At 69.3% G+C, this 25,385-nt stretch carries 21 protein-coding genes; 12 read left to right on the top strand and 9 right to left on the bottom strand.

The annotated features are described in order from the left end of the window. Nucleotides 1–2 precede the first annotated feature (2 nt). Nucleotides 3–242, bottom strand: a complete 240-nt coding sequence (locus VPH46_RS02035; protein WP_317892693.1) for a hypothetical protein — start codon at nt 240–242, stop codon at nt 3–5. Nucleotides 243–247: 5 nt separating this feature from the next. After that, nucleotides 248–817, bottom strand: a complete 570-nt coding sequence (locus tag VPH46_RS02030; RefSeq protein WP_416608457.1) for a lysozyme inhibitor LprI family protein — start codon at nt 815–817, stop codon at nt 248–250. Nucleotides 818–1,010: 193 nt separating this feature from the next. Between VPH46_RS02030 and VPH46_RS02025 the strand changes: the two genes are divergently transcribed. The 7 genes from VPH46_RS02025 (at nt 1,011) to VPH46_RS01995 (ending at nt 10,805) form a co-directional block, all read left to right on the top strand. Further along, a complete protein-coding gene (locus VPH46_RS02025; protein WP_416608455.1) occupies nt 1,011–2,297 on the top strand; it encodes a 3-methyl-2-oxobutanoate dehydrogenase (2-methylpropanoyl-transferring) subunit alpha in 1,287 nt (428 codons plus the stop codon). Between the two features lie 50 nt (nt 2,298–2,347). Next, nucleotides 2,348–3,352 carry an alpha-ketoacid dehydrogenase subunit beta gene (locus VPH46_RS02020; RefSeq protein WP_416608809.1) on the top strand — a complete coding sequence of 335 codons (1,005 nt, stop codon included), beginning with the start codon at nt 2,348–2,350 and terminating at the stop codon, nt 3,350–3,352. Then, nucleotides 3,352–4,716: a dihydrolipoamide acetyltransferase family protein gene (locus tag VPH46_RS02015; RefSeq protein ID WP_416608453.1), complete on the top strand. Its 1,365-nt coding sequence runs from the start codon at nt 3,352–3,354 to the stop codon at nt 4,714–4,716. The genes VPH46_RS02020 and VPH46_RS02015 overlap by 1 nt, the downstream gene beginning before the upstream one ends. Before the next feature lie 62 nt (nt 4,717–4,778). After that, nucleotides 4,779–6,017, top strand: a complete 1,239-nt coding sequence (locus VPH46_RS02010) for a class I SAM-dependent methyltransferase (protein WP_416608451.1) — start codon at nt 4,779–4,781, stop codon at nt 6,015–6,017. A 375-nt stretch (nt 6,018–6,392) separates the two neighbouring features. Next, nucleotides 6,393–7,736, top strand: a complete 1,344-nt coding sequence (locus VPH46_RS02005; RefSeq protein WP_416608449.1) for an MATE family efflux transporter — start codon at nt 6,393–6,395, stop codon at nt 7,734–7,736. 91 nt (nt 7,737–7,827) lie between these two features. Further along, nucleotides 7,828–9,045: an argininosuccinate synthase gene (locus tag VPH46_RS02000; protein ID WP_317892699.1), complete on the top strand. Its 1,218-nt coding sequence runs from the start codon at nt 7,828–7,830 to the stop codon at nt 9,043–9,045. Between the two features lie 146 nt (nt 9,046–9,191). Beyond that, complete coding sequence (locus VPH46_RS01995; RefSeq protein WP_416608447.1) at nt 9,192–10,805, top strand: hypothetical protein; 1,614 nt, start codon at nt 9,192–9,194, stop codon at nt 10,803–10,805. A 95-nt stretch (nt 10,806–10,900) separates the two neighbouring features. Here VPH46_RS01995 and VPH46_RS01990 read toward each other — a convergent pair whose 3' ends face one another. The 4 genes from VPH46_RS01990 to VPH46_RS01975 all read right to left on the bottom strand — a co-directional run bounded on the left by VPH46_RS01990 (nt 10,901) and on the right by VPH46_RS01975 (nt 15,465). After that, on the bottom strand, nt 10,901–12,034 hold the full coding sequence (locus VPH46_RS01990) for a GNAT family N-acetyltransferase (protein ID WP_416608445.1): 1,134 nt from the start codon (nt 12,032–12,034) through the stop codon (nt 10,901–10,903). 62 nt (nt 12,035–12,096) lie between these two features. After that, entirely contained in the window at nt 12,097–13,431 is a 1,335-nt protein-coding gene (locus VPH46_RS01985) for a mechanosensitive ion channel family protein (protein ID WP_416608443.1), read from the bottom strand. Between the two features lie 4 nt (nt 13,432–13,435). Then, a complete protein-coding gene (gene metC / locus VPH46_RS01980; RefSeq protein WP_416608441.1) occupies nt 13,436–14,644 on the bottom strand; it encodes a cystathionine beta-lyase in 1,209 nt (402 codons plus the stop codon). Further along, nucleotides 14,641–15,465, bottom strand: coding sequence for a sulfurtransferase (locus VPH46_RS01975; protein ID WP_416608439.1), 825 nt, complete (start codon nt 15,463–15,465; stop codon nt 14,641–14,643). Before VPH46_RS01975 ends, metC begins: the two co-directional genes overlap by 4 nt. Before the next feature lie 131 nt (nt 15,466–15,596). On the opposite strand from VPH46_RS01975, the gene queF reads away from it, so the two are divergent. From queF to VPH46_RS01960, 3 genes are all read left to right on the top strand, one after another. Beyond that, nucleotides 15,597–16,043, top strand: a complete 447-nt coding sequence (gene queF / locus VPH46_RS01970) for a preQ(1) synthase (protein ID WP_125961835.1) — start codon at nt 15,597–15,599, stop codon at nt 16,041–16,043. 160 nt (nt 16,044–16,203) lie between these two features. Then, the gene (locus VPH46_RS01965) at nt 16,204–18,471 is read left to right on the top strand and encodes a glycosyltransferase (RefSeq protein ID WP_416608437.1); all 2,268 of its coding nucleotides are present in this window, start codon (nt 16,204–16,206) and stop codon (nt 18,469–18,471) included. Between the two features lie 43 nt (nt 18,472–18,514). Continuing rightward, nucleotides 18,515–19,795 carry a glycoside hydrolase family 130 protein gene (locus VPH46_RS01960; protein WP_416608435.1) on the top strand — a complete coding sequence of 427 codons (1,281 nt, stop codon included), beginning with the start codon at nt 18,515–18,517 and terminating at the stop codon, nt 19,793–19,795. A 362-nt stretch (nt 19,796–20,157) separates the two neighbouring features. Here the strand turns inward: VPH46_RS01960 and VPH46_RS01955 are convergent, their stop codons facing one another. The 3 genes from VPH46_RS01955 to hflK form a co-directional block, all read right to left on the bottom strand. Continuing rightward, complete coding sequence (locus tag VPH46_RS01955) at nt 20,158–21,672, bottom strand: Do family serine endopeptidase (protein WP_132882328.1); 1,515 nt, start codon at nt 21,670–21,672, stop codon at nt 20,158–20,160. Nucleotides 21,673–21,766: 94 nt separating this feature from the next. Continuing rightward, on the bottom strand, nt 21,767–22,624 hold the full coding sequence (hflC, locus tag VPH46_RS01950) for a protease modulator HflC (protein WP_125961841.1): 858 nt from the start codon (nt 22,622–22,624) through the stop codon (nt 21,767–21,769). Next, nucleotides 22,621–23,751, bottom strand: a complete 1,131-nt coding sequence (hflK, locus tag VPH46_RS01945; RefSeq protein ID WP_416608432.1) for a protease modulator HflK — start codon at nt 23,749–23,751, stop codon at nt 22,621–22,623. The genes hflC and hflK overlap by 4 nt, the downstream gene beginning before the upstream one ends. Nucleotides 23,752–23,821: 70 nt before the next feature. Here hflK and VPH46_RS01940 point away from each other — a divergent pair, with 70 nt between their 5' ends. Together VPH46_RS01940 and VPH46_RS01935 are read left to right on the top strand one after the other, a co-directional pair. Further along, nucleotides 23,822–24,787 (top strand): Mrp/NBP35 family ATP-binding protein, encoded by a 966-nt coding sequence (locus VPH46_RS01940; RefSeq protein WP_416608430.1) that lies wholly within the window; start codon nt 23,822–23,824, stop codon nt 24,785–24,787. A 4-nt stretch (nt 24,788–24,791) separates the two neighbouring features. Further along, nucleotides 24,792–25,226 carry a CoA-binding protein gene (locus VPH46_RS01935; RefSeq protein ID WP_416608428.1) on the top strand — a complete coding sequence of 145 codons (435 nt, stop codon included), beginning with the start codon at nt 24,792–24,794 and terminating at the stop codon, nt 25,224–25,226. Nucleotides 25,227–25,385: the final 159 nt, after the last annotated feature.

Below are 25,385 nucleotides of genomic sequence, written 5' to 3'. Positions count from 1 at the left end.
CGTCAGCGCGACTTGCGCCGCAAGAGGACCGCGCCGGCCACCAGCCCCAGGACCAGCAACAACGGCAGTTCGAACAGCCACCATCGGTCGTCGCCGTTCATCTCCCAGGGCCAGGCCGCCCGGCATCCGGTGGAGTTGGGTGCATAGCCGCACGCCATCGAACGCGCGAAGCTCGAGACCAGGAACGCCAGAACTGCGATGCCGCCCGCAAGCACGAACAGCAGGTTGGACAGCGCGCGCACGGCGATCAGCCCGCCATCGGCTGCAGCGTGATCCGCCGCCGCACCGTCTCGTGCAGCAGGCACATGGGCACCTCGACCATGTCGATCGTCCCGCCGGTCCGCTGCTCTTCGCACTCCGCGTCACGGCGCTTGATCCAGCCCCGCTCTTCGTCCCGCAGCTTCGCCTGCTCCGCCGGCCCGCGCTTGGCCATCGCCGACTTGTAGGCCGCGTTCAGCCGCGCGTCCTGCACCGCCAGTTCGTCCCGCACGCACGCCCCCATCGCCACCGACACGCCCTTGGCCGCATCGCCGGAGTTCAGGCACGCCTCCAACGCAGGCGAAAGCTGCGCCTCGACGTCCGCCTCGGTGATGTCGACCGCCGGCGGCTTCTGCGGCAGGGCCGTCGCGGTCGGCTCGGGCGAAGCTGCGGGCGCGGTGGCTGTCGGCACCGGTGCGACCGCCGCCGTCGCTTCCGGCACCGGCTCCGTCGCCGCATTGTCGGGTGCTGCCGTGCCCCCGCCGTTGCAGGCGGTGGCGAGCAGGATCAGCGCCAGGCCGAAGCCGCGCATCGGGAGGGGGTTGGAGAGCATGGCCATGCCGCTCCATAGGCCGCCACGGCCGCGAGGGCGAGCGAAGCGGGTGCACCTGCCGCCGGAAACCACCCGATCGCCGCGACGCTGCACCGCAGCGACGATCCTGGCTTCCGCCGGGCTTTGAAATTTTATAACACTCGCTTGAAACGAGTCTGCGCGGGGTTCCGGCCCCGGACGGCAGACCTAGGAGAGACGAGTGAGCGAAGAGTCGCTGCGACCCAATCTGCCGCCCCTGGCGCTGCACGTGCCGGAGCCCCGCTTCCGCCCCGGCGATCCCGTCGATTTCGCGGAGGTCGCCATCCCCCCCGCCGACGCGGCCCGCCGCCCCGACACCAGCGCGCCTGCGGCCGAGTTCCACGAGCTCGCCTACACGCTGGTGCGCGTGCTGGACGAGGACAATCAGGCGGTGGGTGCCTGGAACCCGCGGCTCGCGCCCGAGGTGCTGCGCCGCATGCTGCGCTCGATGGCCCGCACCCGCGCGTTCGACGAGCGCATGTTCCGCGCCCAGCGCCAGGGCAAGACGAGCTTCTACATGAAGTGCACGGGCGAGGAGGCGGTCGCCGTCGCCGCGACGCTGGCGCTCGACTATGAGGACATGTGCTTCCCCAGCTATCGCCAGCAGGGGATCCTCATCACCCGCGACTATCCGCTGGTCGAGATGATGAACCAGATCTACTCGAATAGCGGCGACAAGCTCCACGGCAAGCAGCTGCCGATCATGTATTCGGCGCGCGACACCGGCTTCTTCTCGATCTCCGGCAACCTCACCACGCAGTACCCGCAGGCGGTGGGCTGGGCGATGGCGTCGGCGGCCAAGGGCGACACCCGCATCGCCGCCGCCTGGTGCGGGGAAGGATCGACCGCGGAGGGCGACTTCCACTCCGCCTGCACCTTTGCCGCCGTCTATCGCGCGCCGGTGATCTTCAACGTCGTCAACAACCAGTGGGCGATCTCCAGCTTTTCGGGGTTCGCCGGGGCGGAGGCGACGACCTTTGCCGCGCGCGCGATCGGCTATGGCATCGCCGGGCTCCGGGTCGACGGCAACGATGCGCTCGCGGTCTACGCCGCCACCAAATGGGCGGCCGAGCGCGCCCGCACCAACCAGGGGCCGACGCTGATCGAGCATTTCACCTATCGCGCCGAGGGGCACTCCACCTCCGACGATCCCTCGCAGTACCGCTCTGCCGAGGAAGCGACCGCCTGGCCCCTGGGCGATCCGATCGCGCGGCTGAAGGCACACCTGGTCGCGATCGGCGAATGGGACGACGAACGCCACGCCGACATGGACCGTGCGGTCGCGGAGGAAGTCCGCGCCGCGCAGAAGGAGGCCGAGAAGAACGGCGTGCTCGGCCACGGCCTGCACCAGCCGCTCGACAGCCTGTTCGACGGCGTGTTCGAGGAGATGCCCTGGCACCTGCGCGAGCAGCAGGCGCAGATGCTCGCCGAAGAGGCCGCCTCCGGCCGGCCGTGGGCGCGCAAGTGAGCGAGGAAGCAGCGATGGCGGACACCTCCGCTCCGGGCGAAACCGCGCCCATGAACATGATCCAGGCGATCAACTCCGCGCTCGACGTCATGATGGCGCGCGATCCGGACGTGATCGTGATGGGCGAGGACGTCGGCTATTTCGGCGGCGTGTTCCGCGCGACCGCCGGGCTCCAGAAGAAGTACGGCAAGACCCGCGTCTTCGACACGCCGATCACCGAGACCGGCATCGTCGGCGTCGCGATCGGCATGGGCGCTTATGGCCTCAGGCCCGTCCCGGAGATCCAGTTCGCCGATTACATCTATCCCGCCCTCGACCAGCTCGTGTCGGAAGCGGCGCGCCTGCGCTACCGCTCGGCCGGCGAGTTCATCGCGCCGATGACGGTGCGCTCGCCGTTCGGCGGCGGCATCTTCGGCGGCCAGACCCACAGCCAGAGCCCCGAGGGCATCTTCACCCACGTGTCGGGCATCAAGACGGTGATCCCCTCCACCCCCTATGACGCCAAGGGGCTGCTAATCGCCGCGATCGAGGACAACGACCCGGTCCTCTTCTTCGAACCCAAGCGCATCTACAACGGCCCGTTCGACGGCCATTGGGACCGGCCGGCCAAAAGCTGGGCGGGCCATCCGGCCGCCACCGTTCCCACCGGCTACTACCGCGTCCCGCTCGGCAAGGCGGCGGTGGTCCGCCCGGGCGAGGCGCTCACCATCCTCGCCTATGGCACCATGGTCCATGTCTGCCAGGCCGTGGTCGAGGAAGCCGGCGTCGATGCCGAGATCCTCGACCTGCGCACACTCGTGCCCCTTGATATCGAGGCGATCGAGGCGTCGGTGAAGAAGACCGGCCGCTGCATGATTGTGCACGAGGCGACCCGCACCTCCGGCTTCGGCGCCGAGCTGTCGGCGCTGGTGCAGGAACGCTGTTTCTACCACCTGGAGGCGCCGATCGAACGCGTCACCGGCTTCGACACGCCGTATCCGCACAGCCTGGAATGGGCCTATTTCCCCGGCCCCGTCCGCATCGGCGAAGCGCTCAAGAAAGTGATGAGGACCTGATGGCACGCTTCAGCTTCCGCCTGCCCGACATCGGCGAAGGCATTTCCGAGGCGGAGATCGTCGCCTGGCACGTGGCCATCGGCGACCGCGTCGAGGAAGACGCACGCATCGCCGACATGATGACCGACAAGGCCACGGTCGAGATGGAAAGCCCCGTCGCCGGCATCGTGATCGAACTCGCTGGCGAACCCGGCGCCTCGATCCCGATCGGCTCGACGCTGGTGGTGATCGAAACCGAGGCGGAGACCGAGAGCGACACCGTCGTCGCGGAAAACCCCGGCGTGGAAGTCGCGACGGACGCCACCCCCGCCTGTCTCACCCCGCCCGAGGGGGAAGATGCGTCATCCTCCCCTTCTTCTGATCGTACCCCGGCGGAGGCCGGGGCCCAGTTGGGAGACGCCCGCGAGGAAAGCGCAGCACCCGCCACCAAGGACACCGATGCTGGGCCCCGGCCTTCGCCGGGGTACGAAAAGGGGCAAGGGCACAAGCACCCCATCCTCGCCTCCCCCGCAGTCCGCGCCCGCGCCCGCGATCTCGGCATCGACCTCGCACAGGTCCGCACCGAATCCGACCGCGTCCGCCACTCGGATCTCGACGCCCATCTCCGCTACGGCCAGTCCCAGGGCTATCACGCCCCCCACGCCAGCCGCGCACGCGACGACGAGCCGATCAAGGTCATCGGCATGCGCCGCCGCATCGCCGACAACATGGCTGCGTCCAAGCGCCACATCCCGCACTTCACCTATGTGGAGGAGGTGGAGGTAACCGCGCTCGAAGCCATGCGGGCCGACCTCAACGCCAACCGCGGCGACCGGCCCAAGCTCACCCTGCTGCCGCTGTTCATCGCCGCGCTCTGCCGCACGCTCCCCGACTTCCCGATGCTCAACGCCCGCTATGACGACGAGGCCGGCGTGGTCACCCGCCACGGGCGCGTGCACATGGGCATGGCAACGCAGACAGACGCGGGCCTGATGGTGCCCGTCCTCCGTGATGCGCAGGACAGGAACGTCTGGCAGCTCGCGGCCGAGATCACCCGTCTGGCCGAGGCCGCCCGCACCGGCAAGGCGCGATCGGAGGAGCTGTCCGGCGGCACCATCACCGTCACCTCGCTCGGCCCGCTGGGCGGCATCGCCACCACCCCCGTCATCAACCGCCCGGAAGTCGCGATCGTCGGCCCCAACCGCATCGTCGAGCGCCCGGTGTTCGTCGACGACGGCCGCGGCGGGGACATGATCCGGCGCGCCAAGCTCATGAACGTGTCGATCTCGTGCGACCACCGCGTGGTCGACGGCTGGGATGCGGCGAGCTTCGTCCAGGCACTCAAGAAGCTGCTGGAAACGCCCGTGCTGCTGTTCGCCGACTGAGCGGGAGGTATAATCGAACCGAGCGGTAGCTTTCCGCCCCCGAAACGATTAGCCTCGCCGCCATGGCACTGATCGACATGTTCTTCGCGCGGGCCGTTCAAAAGGGCCAGCTGACCGTCCACCATGCCAACGGGAGTACCGGCCGCTTCGGCACGCCGGACCCCGGCTTCCCCAACGTCACGATCCGCTTCACCGATCGCAAGGTCCTCGCCTCGATCGTGCGGGACCCGAGCCTCGGGGCGGCGGAAGCCTTCATGGACGGGCGGCTGGTGATCGAGCAGGGCGACATCCGCGACCTGCTGGTGCTGTTCAAGAAGAACAACCTCTGGGAGGCGGGGGAGAGCAAGCTCAAGGCGCGCGGCATGCGCCTCGTCGCCAACGCCGTGCTCCACCGGCTCGATCGCTACAACCAGGCCCGCCAGTCGAAGCGCAACGTCGCCCATCACTACGACCTGTCGGACCGGCTCTACGACCTCTTCCTCGACGTCGACCGCCAGTACAGCTGCGCCTATTTCACCGATCCCGCGGTCAGCCTCGAACAGGCGCAGGTCGACAAGAAGGCGCACATCGCCGCCAAGCTCGCGCTGCGTCCGGGCATGCGCGTGCTTGACATCGGTTGTGGCTGGGGCGGCATGGCGCTCTACCTCCACCGCAAGACCGGCGCGGAGGTGCTGGGCGTCACTTTGTCGGAGGAACAGCTCAAGGTCGCCCGCCGCCGCGCCGAGGAAGCGGGCGTCGCCGACAAGGTCCGCTTCGAGCTGATCGACTATCGCGCGGTCCAGGGCCAGTTCGACCGCATCGTCTCGGTCGGCATGTTCGAGCATGTCGGCCCGCCGCAATACCGCACCTTCTTCGCCAAGTGCCGCGAGCTGCTCACCCCCGACGGCGTGATGCTCCTCCACACCATCGGCCGCGCCGGCGGGCCCGGCGTCACCGACCATTTCACCGCCAAGTACATCTTCCCCGGCGGCTACATCCCGGCGCTGTCGGAGATCGTCCGCGCGCATGAGGGGAACAAGATGTTCCTCACCGACGTGGAGGTGCTGCGCCGCCACTATGGCTTCACCCTCGCCCACTGGTACGACCGCGCCGTCGCCGCCAAGCAGGCGATCGTCGACCTCTACGACGAGCGCTTCTTCCGCATGTGGACCTTCTATCTCGCCGGCTCTCAGGTCAGCTTCGACTATGGCGGCATGGTCAACTACCAGCTCCAGTTCGCCCGTTCGCGCGACGCCCTGCCACTGACCCGCGACTATATGCTGGAGGAGGAGCAGCGCCTGCACGAGGTGGCTGGCGCCTGAAGCAGACGATCATGCCCCTCCCCCACACCCGTTCGTGCTGAGTAGGAGCTGAGCCCGTCGAAGCCCCGTATCGAAGCACGTGGCGCGCGCCCCTTCGATACGCCATCTCGACTTTGCTCAATGGCTACTCAGGGCAAACGGAGCGATGGGGCAATCAGGGCAGGGTGTCCGGTCAACCCTCACCTCCCACCCCGTTTGTCTCGAGTAGGAATCGAGCTTGTCGAGAGCCCGTATCGAGAGAGCCACCACCGCCTTTCGATACGCCGTCTCGACAAGCTCGACGGCTACTCGAGGCGAACGGGGGAGGGAGGGCGGCTTAGCAGCGCGCCCATGCACCACTTGCACCCGGCCGCTCTACCATAGCACCCCACCCCCATGACCACGCCCACCCCGCTCACCCGCGCCTCGATCTTCCAACAGGCGTGGCCGATCATGCTCGGCCAGACCACCGTGCCGCTGGTCGGCATGGTCGACACGGTCGTCATTGGCCGCACCGGTGACGCCGCCGCCCTCGCAGGCGTCGCGCTCGGCACCACCGTCATCAACTTCCTGTTCTGGAGCTTCGGCTTCCTGCGCATGGGGATGACCGGCATGACCGCCCAGGCGCAGGGGGCGGGCGATACCGAGGAGGTGCGCGCCATGCTGCTGCGCGGCCTGGCGCTGGGCTTCGGGCTCGGCGTCGTGCTGTTCGCGCTCCAGCTGCTGCTGGTCCCGCTCGTCTTCGCGCTGCTGGCAGGCGGCGGCGCGCTCGATGCGGCGGCCAGCGGCTACGTCGGCGGCCGCTTCTTCGGCGCCCCTGCCAGCCTCGGCGTCTTCGCGCTCAACGGCTGGCTGCTCGGGCTCGGCCGCACCCGCGCGGCGCTGCTGCTCCAGATCGCGATGAACCTCGTCAATGCCGTGCTCGACATCTGGTTGGTCTGGGGGCTGGGCCTCGGCGCACAGGGCGTCGGCCTCGGCACCGCCTGCGCCGAATGGAGCGCGCTGCTGCTGGGTATCTTCCTCGCACTGCGCATCCTCGGCCCCGGCGCCCTCGCCGGCCTCAGCGCGCGGCTGTTCGATCGCGACAAGCTGCGCCGGCTGTTCGCCGTCAATGCCGACATCATGGTCCGCACCGTTGCGTTGCTGGTGCTGTTCGGCTGGTTCGCCAATGCGGGCGCGCGGCTCGGCGAAGTGCCGCTCGCGGCCAACCACGTGCTGATGCAGTTCGTCTCCGTCTCCGCCTTCGTGCTCGACGGCTTTGCCTTCACCGCCGAGTCGCGGATCGGCGAGGCGATCGGCCGCGGCGCCCGCACCGAGCTTCTGCGCGCCACCCGCCTCACGGGCGAGTTCACGCTCGCCGCCGGCGCCGCCTTCGCGCTCCTGATCCACGTCGCCGGCGTGCCGCTCATCGACGCCGTCACCGACAATCCGGACGTCCGCGCCCACGCCACCGCACTCCTGCCGTTCGCTGCCCTAGTGCCCTTGGTCGGCGCGCCCGCCTGGTTGCTCGACGGGGTGTTCATCGGCGCCACCGCCGGCAAGAGCCTGCGCAACGCCGCCGTCGCCGCCACCCTGCTCTACCTCGCCACCGATCTGCTGCTGCGCCCCTGGGGTGCACTCGGCATGTGGGTCGCGCTGCTCGCCAGCTACCTCTACCGCGCCGCCGGCCTCGGCCTCGCGCTCCCGCGGCTGGTGCGATCCGTCGGCCAACCGCTTGCGGAAGCGCCGCGCGAGGCATAGAGCGCGCGCGCAACCTGCCCGCGTGAGAAGCGCCGGCCCGCCCTGCCACCGGCACGCGGGCCCCGGTGAGGGCATTTCGGAGAATGAGCTGATGGCCGACAAGATCAATCGCGTGGTGCTCGCCTATTCGGGCGGCCTCGACACGAGCGTGATCCTGAAATGGCTGCAGACCGAATATCAGTGCGAGGTGGTGACCTTCACCGCCGACCTCGGCCAGGGCGAGGAGCTCGAGCCCGCCCGCAAGAAGGCCGAGCTGATGGGCGTGAAGCCCGAGCACATCTTCATCGACGACCTGCGCGAAGAGTTCGTGAAGGACTATGTCTTCCCGATGATGCGCGCCAACGCGCTCTACGAGGGGCTGTACCTGCTCGGCACCTCCATCGCGCGCCCGCTGATCGCCAAGCGCCAGATCGAGATCGCCAAGATGGTCGGCGCCGACGCCGTCAGCCACGGCGCGACCGGCAAGGGCAACGACCAGGTCCGCTTCGAGCTCGGCTATTACGCGCTCCAGCCCGACATCAAGGTGATCGCACCCTGGCGCGAATGGGACCTCACCAGCCGCACCGCGCTGATCGACTTCGCCGAGAAGAACCAGATCCCCGTCCCCAAGGACAAGCGCGGCGAGAGCCCCTTCTCCACCGACGCGAACCTCCTGCACACCTCGTCCGAAGGCAAGGTGCTCGAGGATCCGTGGGAAGAGGTGCCGGACTATGTCTTCTCGCGCACCGTCAACCCTGAGGATGCGCCCGACCAGCCCGAGGTCATCACCGTCGACTTCGAAGGCGGCGACGCGGTGGCGATCAACGGCGAGGGCCTTTCGCCCGCCAGCCTGCTCGCCAAGCTCAACGACCTCGGCCGCACCCACGGCATCGGCCGCCTCGACCTGGTCGAGAACCGCTTCGTCGGCATGAAGAGCCGCGGCATGTACGAGACCCCAGGCGGCACCATCCTGCACGCCGCCCACCGCGCGATCGAGCAGGTCACGCTCGACCGCGGCGCCGCGCACCTCAAGGACGAGCTGATGCCGCGCTATGCGGAGCTGCTCTACAACGGCTTCTGGTTCTCGCCGGAGCGCGAGATGCTGCAGGCCGCGATCGACTACAGCCAGACCAAGGTCACCGGCACCGTGCGGCTGAAGCTCTACAAGGGCGGCGTCCACGTCATCGGCCGCAAGTCGCCCTATTCGCTCTATTCGGAAAAGGTCGTTACCTTCGAGGACGACCAGGGCGCCTATGACCAGCGCGACGCCGCCGGCTTCATCAAGCTGAACGCGCTGCGCCTGCGCCTGCTCGGCCGCCGCGACCGCTAAGAGCTTCGTGGGGCCGGTGCACCCGCGCCGGCCCCGCTCCTTTCCTCCCCATGTCGCAGCTTCTGCCCCCCTCTTCGCCGCGCGCCGGGCGGCATGCCGACGCGCATTCGCTTGCCGCCGGGCAGATGCCGGGTAAAAGCGGGCCCATGCAGGGGAATGGGGCAACGCCACACTGGTGGCAGACGCGATGGTTCGTGTTCGCGATGGCGGTGCTGGCCGCCGTGCCGCTGATGTGGCCGGAGATCCCCCCGCTCGTCGACCTGCCCGGCCACATGGGCCGCTACCGCGTGCAGCAGACCATCGGCACCGGCGCTGCGCCCTGGCTCACCGACTGGTACAACTTCCACTGGAGCCTGATGGGCAACCTGGGGGTCGATCTCCTGATCGTGCCCCTCCAGCCGATCCTGGGCCTGGAACTTGCGGTCAAGCTGATCGTGATGGCGATCCCCGTGCTGACCGCGGTCGGCCTGTTGTGGATCGCGCGCGAGGTGCACGGCCGCATTCCGGCCACGGCGCTGTTCGCGCTGCCGCTGGTCTACAGCTACCCCTTCCACTTCGGCTTCGTGAACTTCGCGCTGTCGATGGCGCTGGCCCTCAACGCCTTTGCGCTGTGGCTGCGGCTGGGGCGGCTGGGCAAGCTCAAGCTGCGCGGGGTGATCTTTGTGCCGCTGGCGGCGCTGATCTGGCTCACCCACACCTTCGGCTGGGGGACGCTGGGCGTGCTTGCCGCCTCGGCCGAGCTGATCCGCGAGCACGACCGTCGCCGCAACTGGTTCGCCGCCCTCTTCCACGCCGGACTGCACTGCCTGGTACTCGCGCCCCCTGCGCTCCTCATGCTGCTGTGGCGCTCGGGCCATGTCAGCGGTCAGACCGCCGACTGGTTCAACTGGCGGCTCAAGATGCAGTGGGTCACCATGGTGCTGCGCGACCGTTGGCAGCTCTACGACATCGCCTCGCTCGCGGTGCTCTACCTGGTGCTGTTCAAGGGCGTGCGCGACCCGAACATCCAATATTCGCGCAACCTGGGCCTGTCGGCGCTGTTCCTGCTCGCCGTCTACCTCCTGCTGCCCCGCATCGTGTTCGGCTCCGCCTATGCCGACATGCGGCTGGTGCCCTATTTGTTCGGCATCGCGCTGATCGCGCTCCGTCCGAAGCCCGGCATGTCGATCCGCCATGCCGCGACCGTCGCGGCGATTGGCCTCGCCATCTTCGTCGGCCGCATCGGCGCGACGACGGCCAGCTACTGGCTCTACGACCGCGACTATGACCAGGAGCTCGCCGCGCTCCCGCACGTGCCGGTCGGCGCCCGCCTCATCACCTTCATCGGGGAGACGTGCCACAACGAATGGACGATGACCCGGCTGCAGCACCTGCCCGGCATCGCCCTCGAACGCCGCCTCGCCTATGCCAACGACCAATGGTCGATGGTCGGAGCCCAGCTGCTCACCACCCGCTACCCGGCGCGCGGCTTCTCGCACGATCCGTCGCAGATCGTGACGGACGTCCAGTGCCCGCGCGAATGGTGGCGCCCGGTCGCCGGTGCCCTGCACCGCTTCCCGCGCGACAAGTTCGACTATGTCTGGATGATCCGCCCGCCCAAATATGACCGGCGGCTGGAACAAGGCCTGATCCCGCTGTGGCGCAACGGCACCAGCGCGGTGTTCCGCATCGACCACCGCCAGCGCGCCGCGACGCTGATGCCCACCGACCTCTACGGCCCCGCCGGCCGCCGCATCGACCGCCCCACCCGCGAGTCCTGACGCCACCAGGGCGACTGTACCCCGGCGAAGGCCGGGGTCCAGTCGGGATGGCGGCAATAAGGGTGCGCGACGCCAGAGCGGCGCCTCAGCCGCCCTTACCCCCGCCGGAACGGCGTCAGCTCGCCCAGATACTCCTGCTCGTGCGCCACCGCCTCGCGCTCGCGCTGCAGATACTCGGCGACGGCGCGGCGGAAGTTCGGGTCCGGAAGGTAATGCGCCGACCAGGTCGTGACCGGCGCATAGCCGCGCGCCAGCTTGTGCTCGCCCTGCGCGCCGGCCTCCACCCGCTGGAGCCCGCGCGCGATCGCCGCCTCGATCGCCTGGTAATAGCATAGCTCGAAGTGCAGGAACGGCACCTCCTCCACCGCGCCCCAATAGCGCCCATAGAGCGCATCCGCTCCCACCAGGTTCAGCGCCCCCGCAATCGGCCGGTCGCCGCGATAGGCGAGGATCAGCAGCACCCGCTCGCCGAGCGCATCCGACAGCAGCGGAAAGAACGACCGCGTCAAATACGGCTGTCCCCATTTCCGGCTGCCGGTGTCCTGGTAGAATGCCCAGAACGCGTCCCAATGCGCCTCGGTGATCTCGGCGCCTGCCAGGTGGCGGATCGTCAGCCCCTCGACCGCGGCGGCGCGCTCCTTGCGGATTGCCTTGCGCTTCCGGCTGGCGAGCGCGCCCAGGAAGTCGTCGAACCCGGCGTAGCCCTGGTTCTCCCAGTGGAACTGGGTCCCCGCCCGCATCAGCCAGCCCGCCGCCTGCCAGCGCGGCAGTTCCTCGGCATCGACGAAGGTCGCATGCGCCGAGGACAGGCCGTTCTGGCGGGTGAGCGTCTCCAGCGCGGCGATCAGCGCCGGCGCCTGGGCAGGATCGCGCAGCAGCAGCCGCGGTCCCGGCACCGGCGTGAAGGGCACCGCCACCTGCAGCTTGGGGTAATAGTCGCCGCCCGCGCGCTCCCAGGCATCGGCCCAGGCATGGTCGAACACATATTCGCCCTGGCTGTGCGCCTTGGCATAGGCGGGGGCGATCGCGGCCGGGCGCCCGTCGGCCCCGTCCACCACCACCGGCAGCGGCTGCCAGCCGCTGCGCCCGCCAACCGATCCGGACCGCTCCAGCGCGGCCAGGAAGCCGTGGCTCAGGAACGGATTGCCCGGGCCGGCACAGGCGTCCCAGTCGGCGGCGGGGATGGACAGCACGCCCTCGGCGATGCGCGCAGTGACGGGGGTGCTCACCCCCGCAATCTAGGCACGCGCCCGGCTCCCTCCAAGCACCGGCCGAGCCGTTTTTGCCACGCTCAGGCGTCGGGGCCCGGGGTAGCCTGCGGCGGACCCGCATCCGGATCGACAGTACCTTGGACGGCAAACGCCGCTGCACCCGCAGGATCGCGCAGGATCATCTCGCGCCTGGGCACCGGGATGACGATGCCGTGCTCCTTGAACAGCAGCCACAGCCGGTTGAGCACGTCCGAACGCACGTTGCCGACGCCGCTTTCGGGATCGCTGATCCACACCAGGATGTCGTGCTCGGCGGCATAGTCGCCATAGCTGGTGAGCCACACATTGGGCTTGGGGCTCTTCAACACCCGCGGGCTCTCGCTCGCCGCGCGCAGCATCAGCGCCTGGGCGAGCTTCAGGTCGCTTTCATAGCCCACCTTCACCTGAATGCGCACGCGCACGTTCCGGTCGGTGAAGGACCAGTTCTCCACCTCCTGCGTCATCAAATTTTCGTTGGGGATCAGGTGCTCCTTGCCGTCGCGGGTGATGACAGAGACCGCGCGCACGCCGATCTTGTTCACCCAGCCGAAGCTCTCCCCCACCACGATCACGTCGCCCGGCTTGATCGACCGGTCCATCAGCAGGATGATGCCCGCGATCAGGTTGCCGACGGTCTTCTGGAGACCAAAGCCGATCGCCAAACCAAGCCCGCCGGAAAACACCGCAAAGGTGGTGAGGTCGATCCCCAGCAGGTCGATGCCGAAGAAGAAGGCGACCACCACCGCGCCGATCGCCGCCAGCTTCTGCGCCAGCAGCTTCTGCGTCGCGTCCAGGCTCTTGGCCCGGCCGATCGAATGGCTGACCAGCCGGTTGGCGAGCCGCACCAGCGCATAGAGGCCGACCGCCACCACCGCGACCGAGACCAGCGACAGCAGCGACAGCCGCCGCCGCCCGACATCGAAGCCGACCCGCTCCAGCGCGCCGGTCACATTGTCGAACCCGCCGAGCGCATTGCTCAGCACGCCCACGAAGATCACCGCGCCGATCGTCCACGCCGCCCAGCGCGGCAGGTGCAGCCCGCGCAAGATGTCGATCGCGAGTCGCGCGGTGGTCCAGCCGAGCACCAGGCCGATGGCGAACGCCGACAGCGGGTGCCAGCCATAGCTGCCGGCGACGATCGCCAGCAGCGCGGCGGCCACCGCATGGCGCGCGATCTGGCACAGGCGGGGGGCGATCCCCTCGCCCTGCCCGTCGAAGTGGTTGCGCCAGAAGCCGGCAATCCCCGGCCCGAGCCGCCGGCCGGCGAGCCAGCCGAGCGTCAGCGCCAGCAACACCAGCGCCGCCGCGAACAGCGCCTCGATGAGCGCCGGCGTGCCCGGAATGGTGATGCCGAATTCGGCGAGCCGGCTCACCACGCCGTCACCCCCGCGCCGCCCGGAAGCGGGCGAGCCCGGCGTCGAGGTCGGCGATCAGGTCGTCCACGTCCTCCAGCCCGATCTGCAGCCGCACCATCGGTCCCTCCGCCTGCCAGGGGGTGGCGCTGCGATAGCGCTCGGGATCGATCGGCACCGCCAGGCTCTCGAACCCGCCCCAGCTATAGCCGATCGCGAACAGCTCCAGCCCGTCGATCAGCGCCGCCCGCGCCGCCTCGTCCCCGCCGTCGAGGACGAAGGAGAACAGGCCCGAAGACCCGCGGAAATCCCGCGCGAAAATGTCGTGGCCCGGCGTTCCCGGCAGCGCCGGGTGCAGCACGCGGGCGACCCCCGGCTGCTCGCCCAGCCAGCGCGCGATCGCCAGCGCACTCTCGCCATGCCGGTCGAGCCGCACCGCCATGGTGCGAAGCCCCCGCGAGCCCAGATAGGCATCGTCGGGCGAGACATGCTGGCCCAGCTGATAGCTGGCGTTGCGCAGCGCCGCGAACTTGCCGGGCGCCGCCGTCACCGATCCCAGCATCGCGTCCGAATGGCCGACGACGTACTTGGTGCACGCCATGATCGTATAGTCGACGCCCAGTTCGATCGCCGGAAACAGCAGCGGCGTCGCCCAGGTGTTGTCGAGCAGCGTAGTGACCCCGCGCGCCTTGGCGGCCGCCACGATCGCCGGCACGTCCTGCACCTCGAAGGTCAGGCTCCCCGGGCTCTCCATGAAGATCGCGCGCGTGTTCGGCCCGATCAGCTCGGCGATCCCCGCGCCCACCATCGGGTCGTAGTAGCGCGTGGTGATGCCGAAGCGCTTGAGCAGCCCGTCGGCCAGGTGGCGCGTCGGATCATAGGCGCTGTCGACCAGCAGCAGCTCGTCGCCCGGCGACAACACCCCCAGCAGCGCGGTCGAGATCGCCGCCACGCCCGAGGGATAGAGCAACGTCGCCTCGGCACCCGGCTCCAGCTGGGTGAGCGCATCGGCCAGCGACCATTGGGTTGGCGTGCCGCGCCTGCCGTAGAACAGCTTGTGGTGGGTGTCCCGGCCGGCGGTGGCGCGCAGTTCCTCGACCGTGTCGTAGAGGATGGTCGACGCCCGCCACACCGGCGGGTTGACGATTCGCTGAGTCCATTCCGGCCGCCGCCCCGCACCGACGACGCGCGTACCGGCGCCCTTGTCCCCGTTTCGGCCCTCCCCCGCTCCGCTCACAGCGTCACCGTCGCCTTGGGCGTCGTCGGGTCCGATGCCCAGTCCGTCCAGCTGCCGTCGTACAGCGCCGCATCGCGCCCAAGCAGGTGGAGGCCAAACGCCAGCACCGCCGCCGTCACCCCCGAACCGCAGGTGGTGACGATCGGCCGGTCGAGATCGACGCCCGAATCCTCGAACCCCGCGCGCAGCGCCTCGCCCCGCTTCCATGTCCCATCGGTGGCGAACAGCTTGCCGTAAGGCAGGTTGAACGAGCCCGGGATGTGCCCGGTCGGCAGCCCGCGCGGGTCCAGTTCGGCACCAGTGAAGCGCGCGGCCGAACGCGCGTCGAGCAGCTGCTCGGCACCGCTGTCCAGGTTCCCGCGCACATCCGCCTTGGTCCGCATCCGGCTCGGATCGAAGTGCAGGTGGCGCGTCACCGTATGGGCCGCGCCATGGCCGGTCTGGAGCGGCCGCCCTTCCGCGCGCCACTTGGCGATCCCGCCGTCGAGCAGGCTCGCCGCCACGCCGTACCGCTTGAGCAGCCACCAGGCGCGCGCCGCGCTATGATAGGGGGAGTCGTCATAGAGGACGATCGTCGCGCCATCGTCGATGCCGAGCGCACCCAGCAGCCGGGCGACGCCGGCGGTGGCACCCTCGACCGCCGCCTGGGAGAGATGGCCGAGGTCGAGAAAGGCCGCACCCGGGATGTGCCCGGCGGCGAACTCCGTTGCCGCGTCGCGCCCCTCGGCACCCAGCGTCCCGAACCAGGTCGCGTCCAGCAGGTGAAGCCCGGGGCTTCCCAGCTGCGCCGCCAGTTCGTGTGTCGTCACCAGCGCGTCCATGCCGTCTCCTTCGCTGTCTCGCCTCGTGCTCTACGCATCGCCGCCCGTCCCGTCGAGGCATCGTCCCGTTGAGGCATCGGACGGCGGATCGCCCGTTCCCTTTCGGGGGTCGGCACCCTACATGCGCGCGCATGACACCAAAGCATCTGGGCCAGAGCAGCGGGCTTCCCGCATCGCCGGAACAGGCCGAACTCGATTATGTCCCCAACCCGCGGGAGGGCTCGCGCTATTGCGTGCGCTTCACCGTGCCCGAATTCACCTCGCTGTGCCCGGTCACCGGCCAGCCGGATTTCGCGCACCTGGTCCTCGACTATGTACCCGACGCCACCATCGTCGAATCCAAGTCGCTGAAGCTGTTCCTCGGCTCGTTCCGCAACCACGCCGCCTTTCACGAGGATTGCACGGTCGGCATCGGCGAGCGGCTGTTTGCCGAGATGAAGCCCTTGTGGCTGCGCATCGGCGGCTATTGGTATCCGCGCGGCGGCATTCCGATCGATGTGTTCTGGCAGTCGGGCGAGCCGCCCGCGGGCGTCTGGATCCCGTCGCAGGACGTCCCCGGCTATCGCGGGCGCGGCTGACGTTCCTGACGCGACGCAGCAGGAAAGAAGCGCGATCCGGCCTGCTGCGTCGGTTTTCCGATATTGCACCGCACCATCGGTGAAACTAACTTCCCCCTCACGCATTTGCCTGTTGTAGCCGGCGAGTGTTTCGCCGGCCATTCCAGCGTGAGGAACGTGGATGGCGCCGAGTATCGCCGCACCGGGTGGCATGGATCACATCGCCCTGATCGGCAACTTCCTGCCGCGCAAGTGCGGCCTGGCGACCTTCACCACCGACACCTACAACGCGCTCAAGCAGCGCTTCCCGGACCTCAAGGTCGACGTCTACGCGATGGACGACCGGCCGGGGCTGCACGCCTATCCGCCCGCGGTCACGCACAGCATCCCGCAGAACGACCGCGCCGCCTATAGCGAGGCTGCGCGCCGGATCGCGGAGAGCGGCGCAAAGGCGCTGTGGGTCCAGCACGAATATGGCATCTACGGCGGTGCGGCCGGCGACTATCTGCTGGCGCTGCTCGACCGGGTCACCGTTCCCGTCATCGTCACCCTCCACACCATCCTGGAGAAGCCGAGCGCCGACGAGCGTCGGGTGATGGATGCCCTGCTCCGCCGTGCCGCGCGCGTGATCGTCATGGCCGACAAGGGTCGCGAGATCCTGACCCGCGTCCACGGCGTCGATCCGCGCAAGCTCGTGATGATCCCGCACGGCGTTCCCAATCGCGCCTATGTCGAGCCCGCCGCCATGAAGGGCCGCTTCGGTTGGGCCGATCGCGACGTGATCCTGACCTTCGGCCTGCTCGCGCCCAACAAGGGCATCGAGACGATGATCGAGGCCATGCCGGCGGTGGTCGGCGCGCACCCGCGCGCGCTCTACGTGGTGCTCGGCGCCACCCACCCGCACCTCGTCGAGCATGAGGGAGAGGCCTATCGCGACCGGCTGAAGGCGCTCGCCGGCGACCGCGGCGTCGCCGACAACGTCGTCTTCGTCGACGCATTCGTCGAGCATGAGGAACTGCTCGACTATCTCCAGGCGGCCGACCTCTACATCACCCCCTACAGCAACCCCGCGCAGATCACCTCGGGCACGCTCTCCTATGCCGTGGGCATGGGCAAGGTCGTGATCTCGACACCCTATGTGCATGCCAGCGAGATCCTCGCCGACGATCATGGCGTGCTGGTGCCGTTCGGCGACAGCGGCGCCTTTGCGCGCGAGATCAACCGCCTGCTCGGCGACGCGAGCGCCCGCCATTCGCTTGCCGAGCGTGCCTATGCGCATGGCCGCACGATGCTGTGGCCGCGCCTGGCGGAGCGCGCCATGGCGGAGGTCGCCGATGCGGTCGCGGCCCTCCCCCACCGCATCCCGCGCACCAACGAGCTCGCCCCGCTCAAGCCCACCATCGCCGCCGTCGAGCGGATGAGCGATGCCACCGGCATGCTCCAGCATTCGATCTTTTCCATCCCGGATCGGCGCCACGGCTATTGCATCGACGACAATGCCCGCGCGCTGATCCTGATGCACCGCATCGACGAGCTCGACGAGGCGACGCGCGACAAGTGGACCAGCGTCTACGCAGCCTTCCTCCAGCACGCCTGGAACCCGGACACGCGGCGCTTCCGCAACTTCATGAACTTCGACCGCAGCTGGTGCGAGGACGAGGGTTCGGAGGATTCGAACGGCCGCGCGCTCTGGGCGCTGGGCGTCACCGCGCGCGAGGCGCGGGCGCGCAAGCACCGCGACTGGGCGATCGCGCTGTTCGATGCCACCGCCGGCATCGCGCTGGAACTCGGCAGCCCGCGGGCGCGTGCCTTTGCGATGCTCGGCGCCGCTGCGATGCTGGACGTCTATCCGGGCCACCCGCTCGCGCGCGACATCCTCACCCGCTTCGGCGAGGAACTGGTGGAGCTGCTGCACGAGGCACGCCGCCCCGAGTGGCAGTGGTTCGAGATCGTGCTGGCCTATGACAACGCCCGCCTGCCCGAAGCGATGATCCGCGCCGGCCAAACGCTGGAACGTCCCGACCTCCTCCAGGTCGGCTTGGAGACGCTCGACTGGATCGTCGCCCGCCAGACCTCGCCCGAAGGGCGCTTCCGCGCAGTCGGCACCGAGAGCTTCCACCGCCCCTATGCGGACCCGCTGCCCTTCGATCAGCAGCCGCTGGAGGCGCAGGCCACCATCGACGCCTGCATCGCCGCGCACGAAGTCACCGGCGACGAGCGCTGGGCGGGCGAGGCGATGAAGGCCTATCGCTGGTACCTCGGGGTCAACGACCTCGACCTGCCGCTCGCCTCCGGTGCGGACGGCGGCTGCTTCGACGGTCTGATGCCGCACGGTCTGAACCAGAATCAGGGCGCGGAATCGATTCTTGCCCTGCAACTCGCCTCCTGTGCGATTTCCCGTCTTTCAAAGCGCCCCCCGGTCGTGGCAGAGGGCCGCGCCGTCGCCTGAACGGGCGAACGCGCGCAATTCGAAGGCTTCCCAGAGGTTTCGCATGCTGAATCTGGTCACGCACCCGCTGCGGCTGCACGCCGATCCCTCGCGGGTGGTGGTTCGGCCCTTCCACATCGCCTGGCAGTCGAACGGCACCACGCCCAGCCGCACCGAGCGGATGGTCAACGCCGTGCTGGCGATGTCGCCGGAAGAGACCCGCCACCAGCTCGAGGTGGTGCTGAAGGACTTCGAGGCCCGCCACTGGCAGACGCGGCGCGTGTTCATGACCCGCTATGACGAGATCGAGGCGCAGCTGGGGCTCGACGGCAGCCAGATCGGCGACGAGAAGCGCCAGCTGATCGGCGCCTATTTCTGCCACGAATACAGCTATGCCGCCGCGGCGCTGATGAACCCCAGCGCCGTACCGCACTTCGACCAGACGGGCATGCAGCCGGGAAGCCTGCGCATCCTGATGTCGATGCGCGCGGTGGGCGAGGGCCACATCTCCTCGGTGGCCTTCCGCGAAGGCATCATCACCGACCAGAACGAGATGCGCCTCGCGCCCGAACCGCCGTTCGCGACCGCAACCGACGCGATCGGCGACGAGGAAACGGCGCCCTCCGGTGCGGTCACCGTCTACCGCCACCGCGACTCGACGCTGTCGGGTACGGTGATCTTCCCGATCACCCAGGCCCAGTCCAAGGGGCTGGAGGACATGCGCCTCGTCCACTTCACCCATGACGACGGGCAGCAGGAGTGGCTGGGTACCTACACCGCCTATAACGGCTCGCAGATCCAGTCGGAGCTGCTGCGCACCCGCGACTTCCGCGCGTTCGATCTCGTACCGATGACCGGCAGCGCGGCGCGCAACAAGGGCATGGGCCTGTTCCCGCGCAAGGTGAACGGCAAGTACATGATGATTGGGCGCCAGGACGGCGAGAATCTGTTCCTGATCGAATCGGACACCCTCACCCATTGGGACGAGGGGCAGCTGCTGCTCACGCCCGAATATCCGTGGGAGCTGGTGCAGATCGGCAATTGCGGCCCGCCCATCGAACTGGACGAGGGTTGGCTGGTGCTGACCCACGGCGTCGGCGCGATGCGGAAATATGCGATCGGCGCGGTGCTGCTCGACAAGCACGATCCTTCGAAGGTGATCGGCCGCACCCGCGAGCCGATCCTCGCCGCCGCCAACGAGGACCGCGAGGGCTATGTCCCGAACGTCGTCTATTCCTGCGGCGCGCTGCGCCACGGCGACAAGCTCTTCATCCCCTATGGCGTCGCCGACAGCTCCGTCGCCTTCGCCTTTGTCGAGATCCAGTCGCTGCTCTCGGTGATGTAAGCCGGCGGGAGGGGAGAGCCCCTCCCCCCAGTTCGCCGGGGCCCAGTTGGGGGACGACAGCGAGGGTCTCTACGCCCGTCCTGAGCCGCCACGGCGCACAAGAGCAACGCTCCTCAAGGCCGGCAACCCAACCGGACCCCGGCCTCCGCCGGGGTACGCCCGCAACTCCGGGCAACCCTCCCCCGATCACCCGTATCCCCGCGAAAGCGGGGATCCAGGGCTCCACAGAACAACCGGCACCGCCCGCCGCCCTGGGCTCCCGCCTGCGCGGGAGCCCGAAAGAGGGCGACCATTTCCCCCCAAACGCAAACGGCCCGCCGCTCCTGCGAGCGACGGGCCGCAATGCGATCCGAAGGACCGGCTCAGCCGCCGATGCGCACCGGCATGTAGATGCCCTGCCCGCGGCGCTGGACGAACAGCAGCACCTGGTCGCGACCGGCCGCCTTGGCCTGCGCCACCTGGCGGGCGACGTCGGCGGCGTTGGCGACCGGGGTCCGGTTGACCGAGACGATCACGTCGCCGCGGCGGATGCCCTTGCCGGCCGCATCGCTCGACGGGTCGGTGCCCGTGACCACCACGCCCTTCACCGCCGGATCGACGCCGATACTGCGCGCGATGGACGGGGTGAGCGGGGTCACGCCGATGCCCAGCGATGCCGCGCCCGTATCCTGGGGCGCCTCTTCCTGCGGCATGCCGCTGTCGTCTTCGGGGTTGAACTGCGCCAGCTGCTCCTCCGGCGGCCGCTTGCCGACGGTGACGGTCACCGTCTGGCGCTTGCCGTCGCGCAGCAGTTCGACCGGGATGCGGGTGCCCGGCGCGGTGTTCGCGACCAGGTAGCTCAGCGTCTGCTCCGGCGTCACTTCCTTGCCGTTGACGGCCACCACCACGTCGCCCTGGCGGATGCCGGCCTTGGCCGCCGCTTCGCCCGGCTCGACGCGCGAGATCAGCTCGCCGCGGTCCTTGGGCAGGCCGAGCGCCGCGCCGATGTTCTCGTCGATCGGCTGGATGCCGACGCCCAGATAGCCGCGCTCGATCGCCTGGCCGCGCATCAGCTTGTCGACGATCGGCTTGGCCTGCTCGGCCGGGATCGCGAGGCCGATGCCGATGTTGCCGCCGGTCGGCGACAGGATCTGCGAGTTGATGCCGATGACGTTGCCCTGCAGGTCGAACATCGGGCCGCCCGAGTTGCCGCGGTTGATCGCGGCATCGGTCTGGATGAAGCGGTCATAGGTGCCGCCGCCGGTCACGCGGTTGATCGCCGAGACGATACCCGCGGTCACCGATCCGCTCAGGCCGAACGGGTTGCCGATCGCGACCACCCAGTCGCCGACGCGCGCCTGGCGCGAATCGCCGAAGCGCACGAACGGGAAGGTCGCGCCCTCGATCTTGAGCACGGCCAGGTCCGATGCCGCGTCGCGGCCGACCAGCCGGGCCTTGAACTCGCGCCGGTCGGACAGGGTCACGGTGATCGACTCGACCACCGCGGAGGCGGTGCCGGCCGAGACGACGTGGTTGTTGGTGACGACATAGCCGTCCGCCGAGATCAGGAAACCCGAACCCAGCGACTGCGCTTCCTGGGTGCGGGGGCTGGCGCCGCCCCCGCGCGGGCCGCCGAAGAACTGCTCGAACGGCGTGCCGGCGAACGGGTTGCTCTGCTGCACCGTCACACGCTGGGTGGTGGAGATGTTGACCACCGCCGGCTGGAGCCGCGCGACCAGGTCGGCGAAGCTCATCGGCGCACCGGCGCGCGGCGCGGTGCTGGCGATCGCGCCGGGCTCGTTCTGCGCGGTCTGCGCGCCGGCGGGGGGCTGGAAGCTGAAGGCTGCCGCGGTGCCGCCGAGCAGCAGCGCAGAGGTAAGGGCGTAGGCGTAACGCACTAGGATAGGTCCTCTCTAAACGACAGGGATCGTTCGATCCCAGGCTATGTCCTTGATGCTGAACTTGATTTGAATGCCCCCCGGCACGGTCTCCTCAGCGTTCTCGACCCTGGAACTCCCGCAGATAGCCGTTGTTCGGCGACAGCACGATCGAGGTATCGCCGTTGTCCTCCCCCTTGGCAAAGGTCGTGCGATAGGATTCCATCGCGCGCCAGAACGCATAGAAGTCCGCGTCCTTGCCAAAGCTCTGCGCATAGATCTGCGCCGCCTGCGCCTCGGCATCGGCGCGGATGATCTGCGCCTGCTTCTGGCCGCGCGCCTGGATCGTCACCGCCTCCTGCTGCCGGGCCGAGCGCATCCGGTTGAGCGCGCTGGTGAGCGGGCTGCCCTCCGGCAGGTCGGCGTGCTTAATCCGCACGTCGACGATCTCGGCACCATATTGCGCGGCGGTGCGCTGAAGCGCCGTCTGGATATTCTCCATCACCTGCGTGCGCTCCGGGCTCAGCAGCGCCGCGAACGGCCGCTTGCCCAGCTCGCCGCGCAGGGTCGAGCCCAGGATCGGCTGCAACTGGTCGGCCACGCTCTGCTCGGACCCGGCCGTCACCACCATCTGCACCGGATTGACGATGCGGAAGCGCGCGAACGCGTCCACTTCCAGCCGCTGCTGGTCGCTGGAGAGCACCTGCTGGTTGTCGAGCTCTACGGCCAGCACGCGCTTCTCCACCCACACCAGCCGGTCCAGGAAGGGGATACGCAGCACGATGCCGGCACCGCTGCGGCCGAACGGCTGGCCCGGCTCATAGCGGTTGACGATGGCGATCGGCTGCTGGACGCGCAGGATCACCGCCTGCTTGGCCTCCGGCACGATCGCGATCGAGCTCACCGCCAGGATGGCGAGCACCAGCAGCGCGATCCCGATCGCCACGGGATTGCGGAACAGGCTGCGGCTCATCGTGCGGTCTCCATCGCCTCGGGCGTGGGCGGTTCGGGCGTCGTCGGGGCGGTGGCGCGGCGGCGCACCTCGGGCAGCGGCAGATAGGTCTGCACGCCCGGCTCGACGATCGTCTTGTCCGCGCCGCGCAGTACCTGCTCCATGGTCTCGTAATAGAGCCGGCGGCGGGTCACCTCGGGGGCGGCGCGATATTGTTCGTAGATGCGGTCGAACTGCGCGGCATCGCCCTGCGCCCGCTCGATCACCTGCTGGGCATAGGCGCGCGCGTCGTTCAGGTTCGACTGCGCCTGCTGCTGCGCTGCCGTCACCGCCTTGAACGCGTCGTCGACCGCGGCCGGGGCCGCCGCCTGCTTGATCGCCACGCCCAGGATGCGGATGCCCGATTTATATTCGTCGAGCAGCGCCTGCATGCGCTGCTGCACGTCGCCCTGGATGCCGATGCGGCCGGCACCGATCGCCTGGTCCAGCTCGACGTTGGCGATCTCGGCGCGCATCGCGCTCTCCGCCACCGCGCGCACCGTCTCGCGCGGGTCGGCGATCTCGAAGACGTAATTCTCCGGCGTCTTGATGTCCCACCGCACCGAATAGCCCAGGTCGACGATGTTCTGGTCGCCCGTCAGCATCAGGTTGGGCTGGTTGCCCGCCGGGAAGTTCTCGGTCCGCACTTCCTTCACGTCCACCATCTGGACGGAGGCGAAGGGCGTCGGCAGCGTCAGCTTGAAGCCCGGATCCAGCGTGCCGGTGTAACGGCCGAAGCTGGTGGCGACGCCGCGTTCCTGCGGGCCCACCACATGGACGCAGGTGATCAGCCACAGCCCCACCAGCACGATCAGGCCGATCAGCCACAGCTTGCCGGCGTTGGTCGGCAGGCTCGGCCCACCGCGACCGCCATTGCCGCCACCACCCCCGCCGCCGCGTGCGCGGCGCAGGAAATCCTCCAGCGAGGTCGCGGTCGCCGGGCGCGCGCGCCGGCCGTCGGGGGGCAGGTTCCACGGGTTGCGCGGGCCGCTCGGGCCGTCGCCGCCGCCGGATCCGCCTTCGGAACCGCCGCGCCCGCCCCAGGGACCCTTGATGTTGTCGTTCCTGAGCACGCCGGCGCGTGCGAACCAGCCGGAAAAGCTTCGCATCCCTTCTTTATAGGAGGACGGAGCGCAATTTACAGTGGCAAGACATTGCTGCGCGCCTATCTGCGACGCGATGACCGACCGTCCTGCCCTGCAAGCCGCCCTCGCCCCCGTCGCCGCCGGCCGCGCCACCGCGCGGGTGGAGGGCTCGCGGGCCAGCATCGTCCTCGACGTGACCGGGCTTCCCACCACCGCGCGCGACGCGCTGGAGGCCGACGTCCGCGCCGCAGCGCTCGCCACGCCCGGCATCGCCGAAGTGCGCGTCGCCCAGACCAGCGAGCGCGTCGGTCGCCGCCTGATCGCGGTCGCGAGCGGCAAGGGCGGCGTCGGCAAGTCCACGGTCGCCGCCAACCTCGCGATCGCCCTCGCCCGCGCCGGCCGCCGGGTCGGCCTGATCGACGCCGACATCTACGGCCCTTCGCAGCCCAAGCTGCTGGCGGTCGAGGGCACCCGGCCCGAAGCGCGCGAAAAGCAGCTGCTGCCGGTCGAGACGCCCTATGGCGTGCCGCTCCTCTCGATGGGCCAGCTCGTCCCCGCCGGTCAGGCGATCGCCTGGCGCGGGCCGATGGCGGGCGGTGCGCTCACCCAGCTGGCAGAGGCCGACTGGGGCCTCCACGACACGCTGGTGGTCGATCTGCCGCCCGGCACCGGCGACGTGCAGCTCACCATGATCCAGAAGCACAAGCCGGCAGGCGCGGTGATCGTGTCCACGCCGCAGGACCTGGCGCTCATCGACGCCACCCGCGCGATCGACCTGTTCGCCAAGGCCGAGGTGCCGGTGATCGGCCTGGTCGAGAACATGTCCGGCTATGTCTGCCCGCATTGCGGCGAGGCGTCCGAGCCATTCGGCCAGGGCGGCGCCGAGGCTGCGGCCGCCCAGCTCGGCATCCCCTTCCTCGGCCGCATCCCGCTCGCGATGGCGGTGCGCCAGGCCTCCGACGCGGGCACGCCGCCGGCCGCCGGGAACGGGCCGGAGGCGACCGCGTTCCACCAGATTGCCGCTTCCGTCGGCGAATGGCTGGACCGCAAACAGGGATAACCGCATGCCGCTGACCCGCGACGAGGACATCCGGACGCTTCTCGAAAACGCCCGCACCATCGCGCTGGTCGGCGCCTCCGATCGCCCCAGCCGGCCGTCTTATGGCGTGATGGCCTATCTCCGGGACCACGGCTATCGCGTGATCCCGGTCAACCCGCAAATCACCGGCGAGCACGTCCACGGCGAGTTCGTCTTCCGCGAGCTCGCCCAGATCGGCGAGCCGATCGACATCGTCGACATCTTCCGCAACTCGAACGCCGCCGGGGATGCGGTGGACGAGGCGATCGCGGTGGGTGCCAAGGCGGTGTGGATGCAACTCGGCGTCATCAACGAAGCCGCCGCCGCCCGCGCCGAGGCAGCTGGCCTGCAGGTGATTATGAACGCCTGCCCGGCCATCGAAATCCCCAGGCTCGGCATCCCGCGAATCGCAGACGCGTAACGCCCCTTTCAGTACCCCGGCGAAGGCCGGGGCCCAGTTGGGAGACCTCCCCGCATCTCACGCGCCGCCCGCACCTGGACCCCGGCCTCCGCCGGGGTACGAGGAGGTAGATACTGGCTCACCAACCGTGCTCCTGCGAAGGCATGAGCCCAGGGCCAC

It is taken from the genome of Sphingomonas sp. MJ1 (PH-R8), assembly GCF_048058635.1.
Taxonomy (GTDB): Bacteria; Pseudomonadota; Alphaproteobacteria; order Sphingomonadales; family Sphingomonadaceae; genus Sphingomonas.
This window is presented reverse-complemented; position numbering and strand designations above follow the sequence as displayed.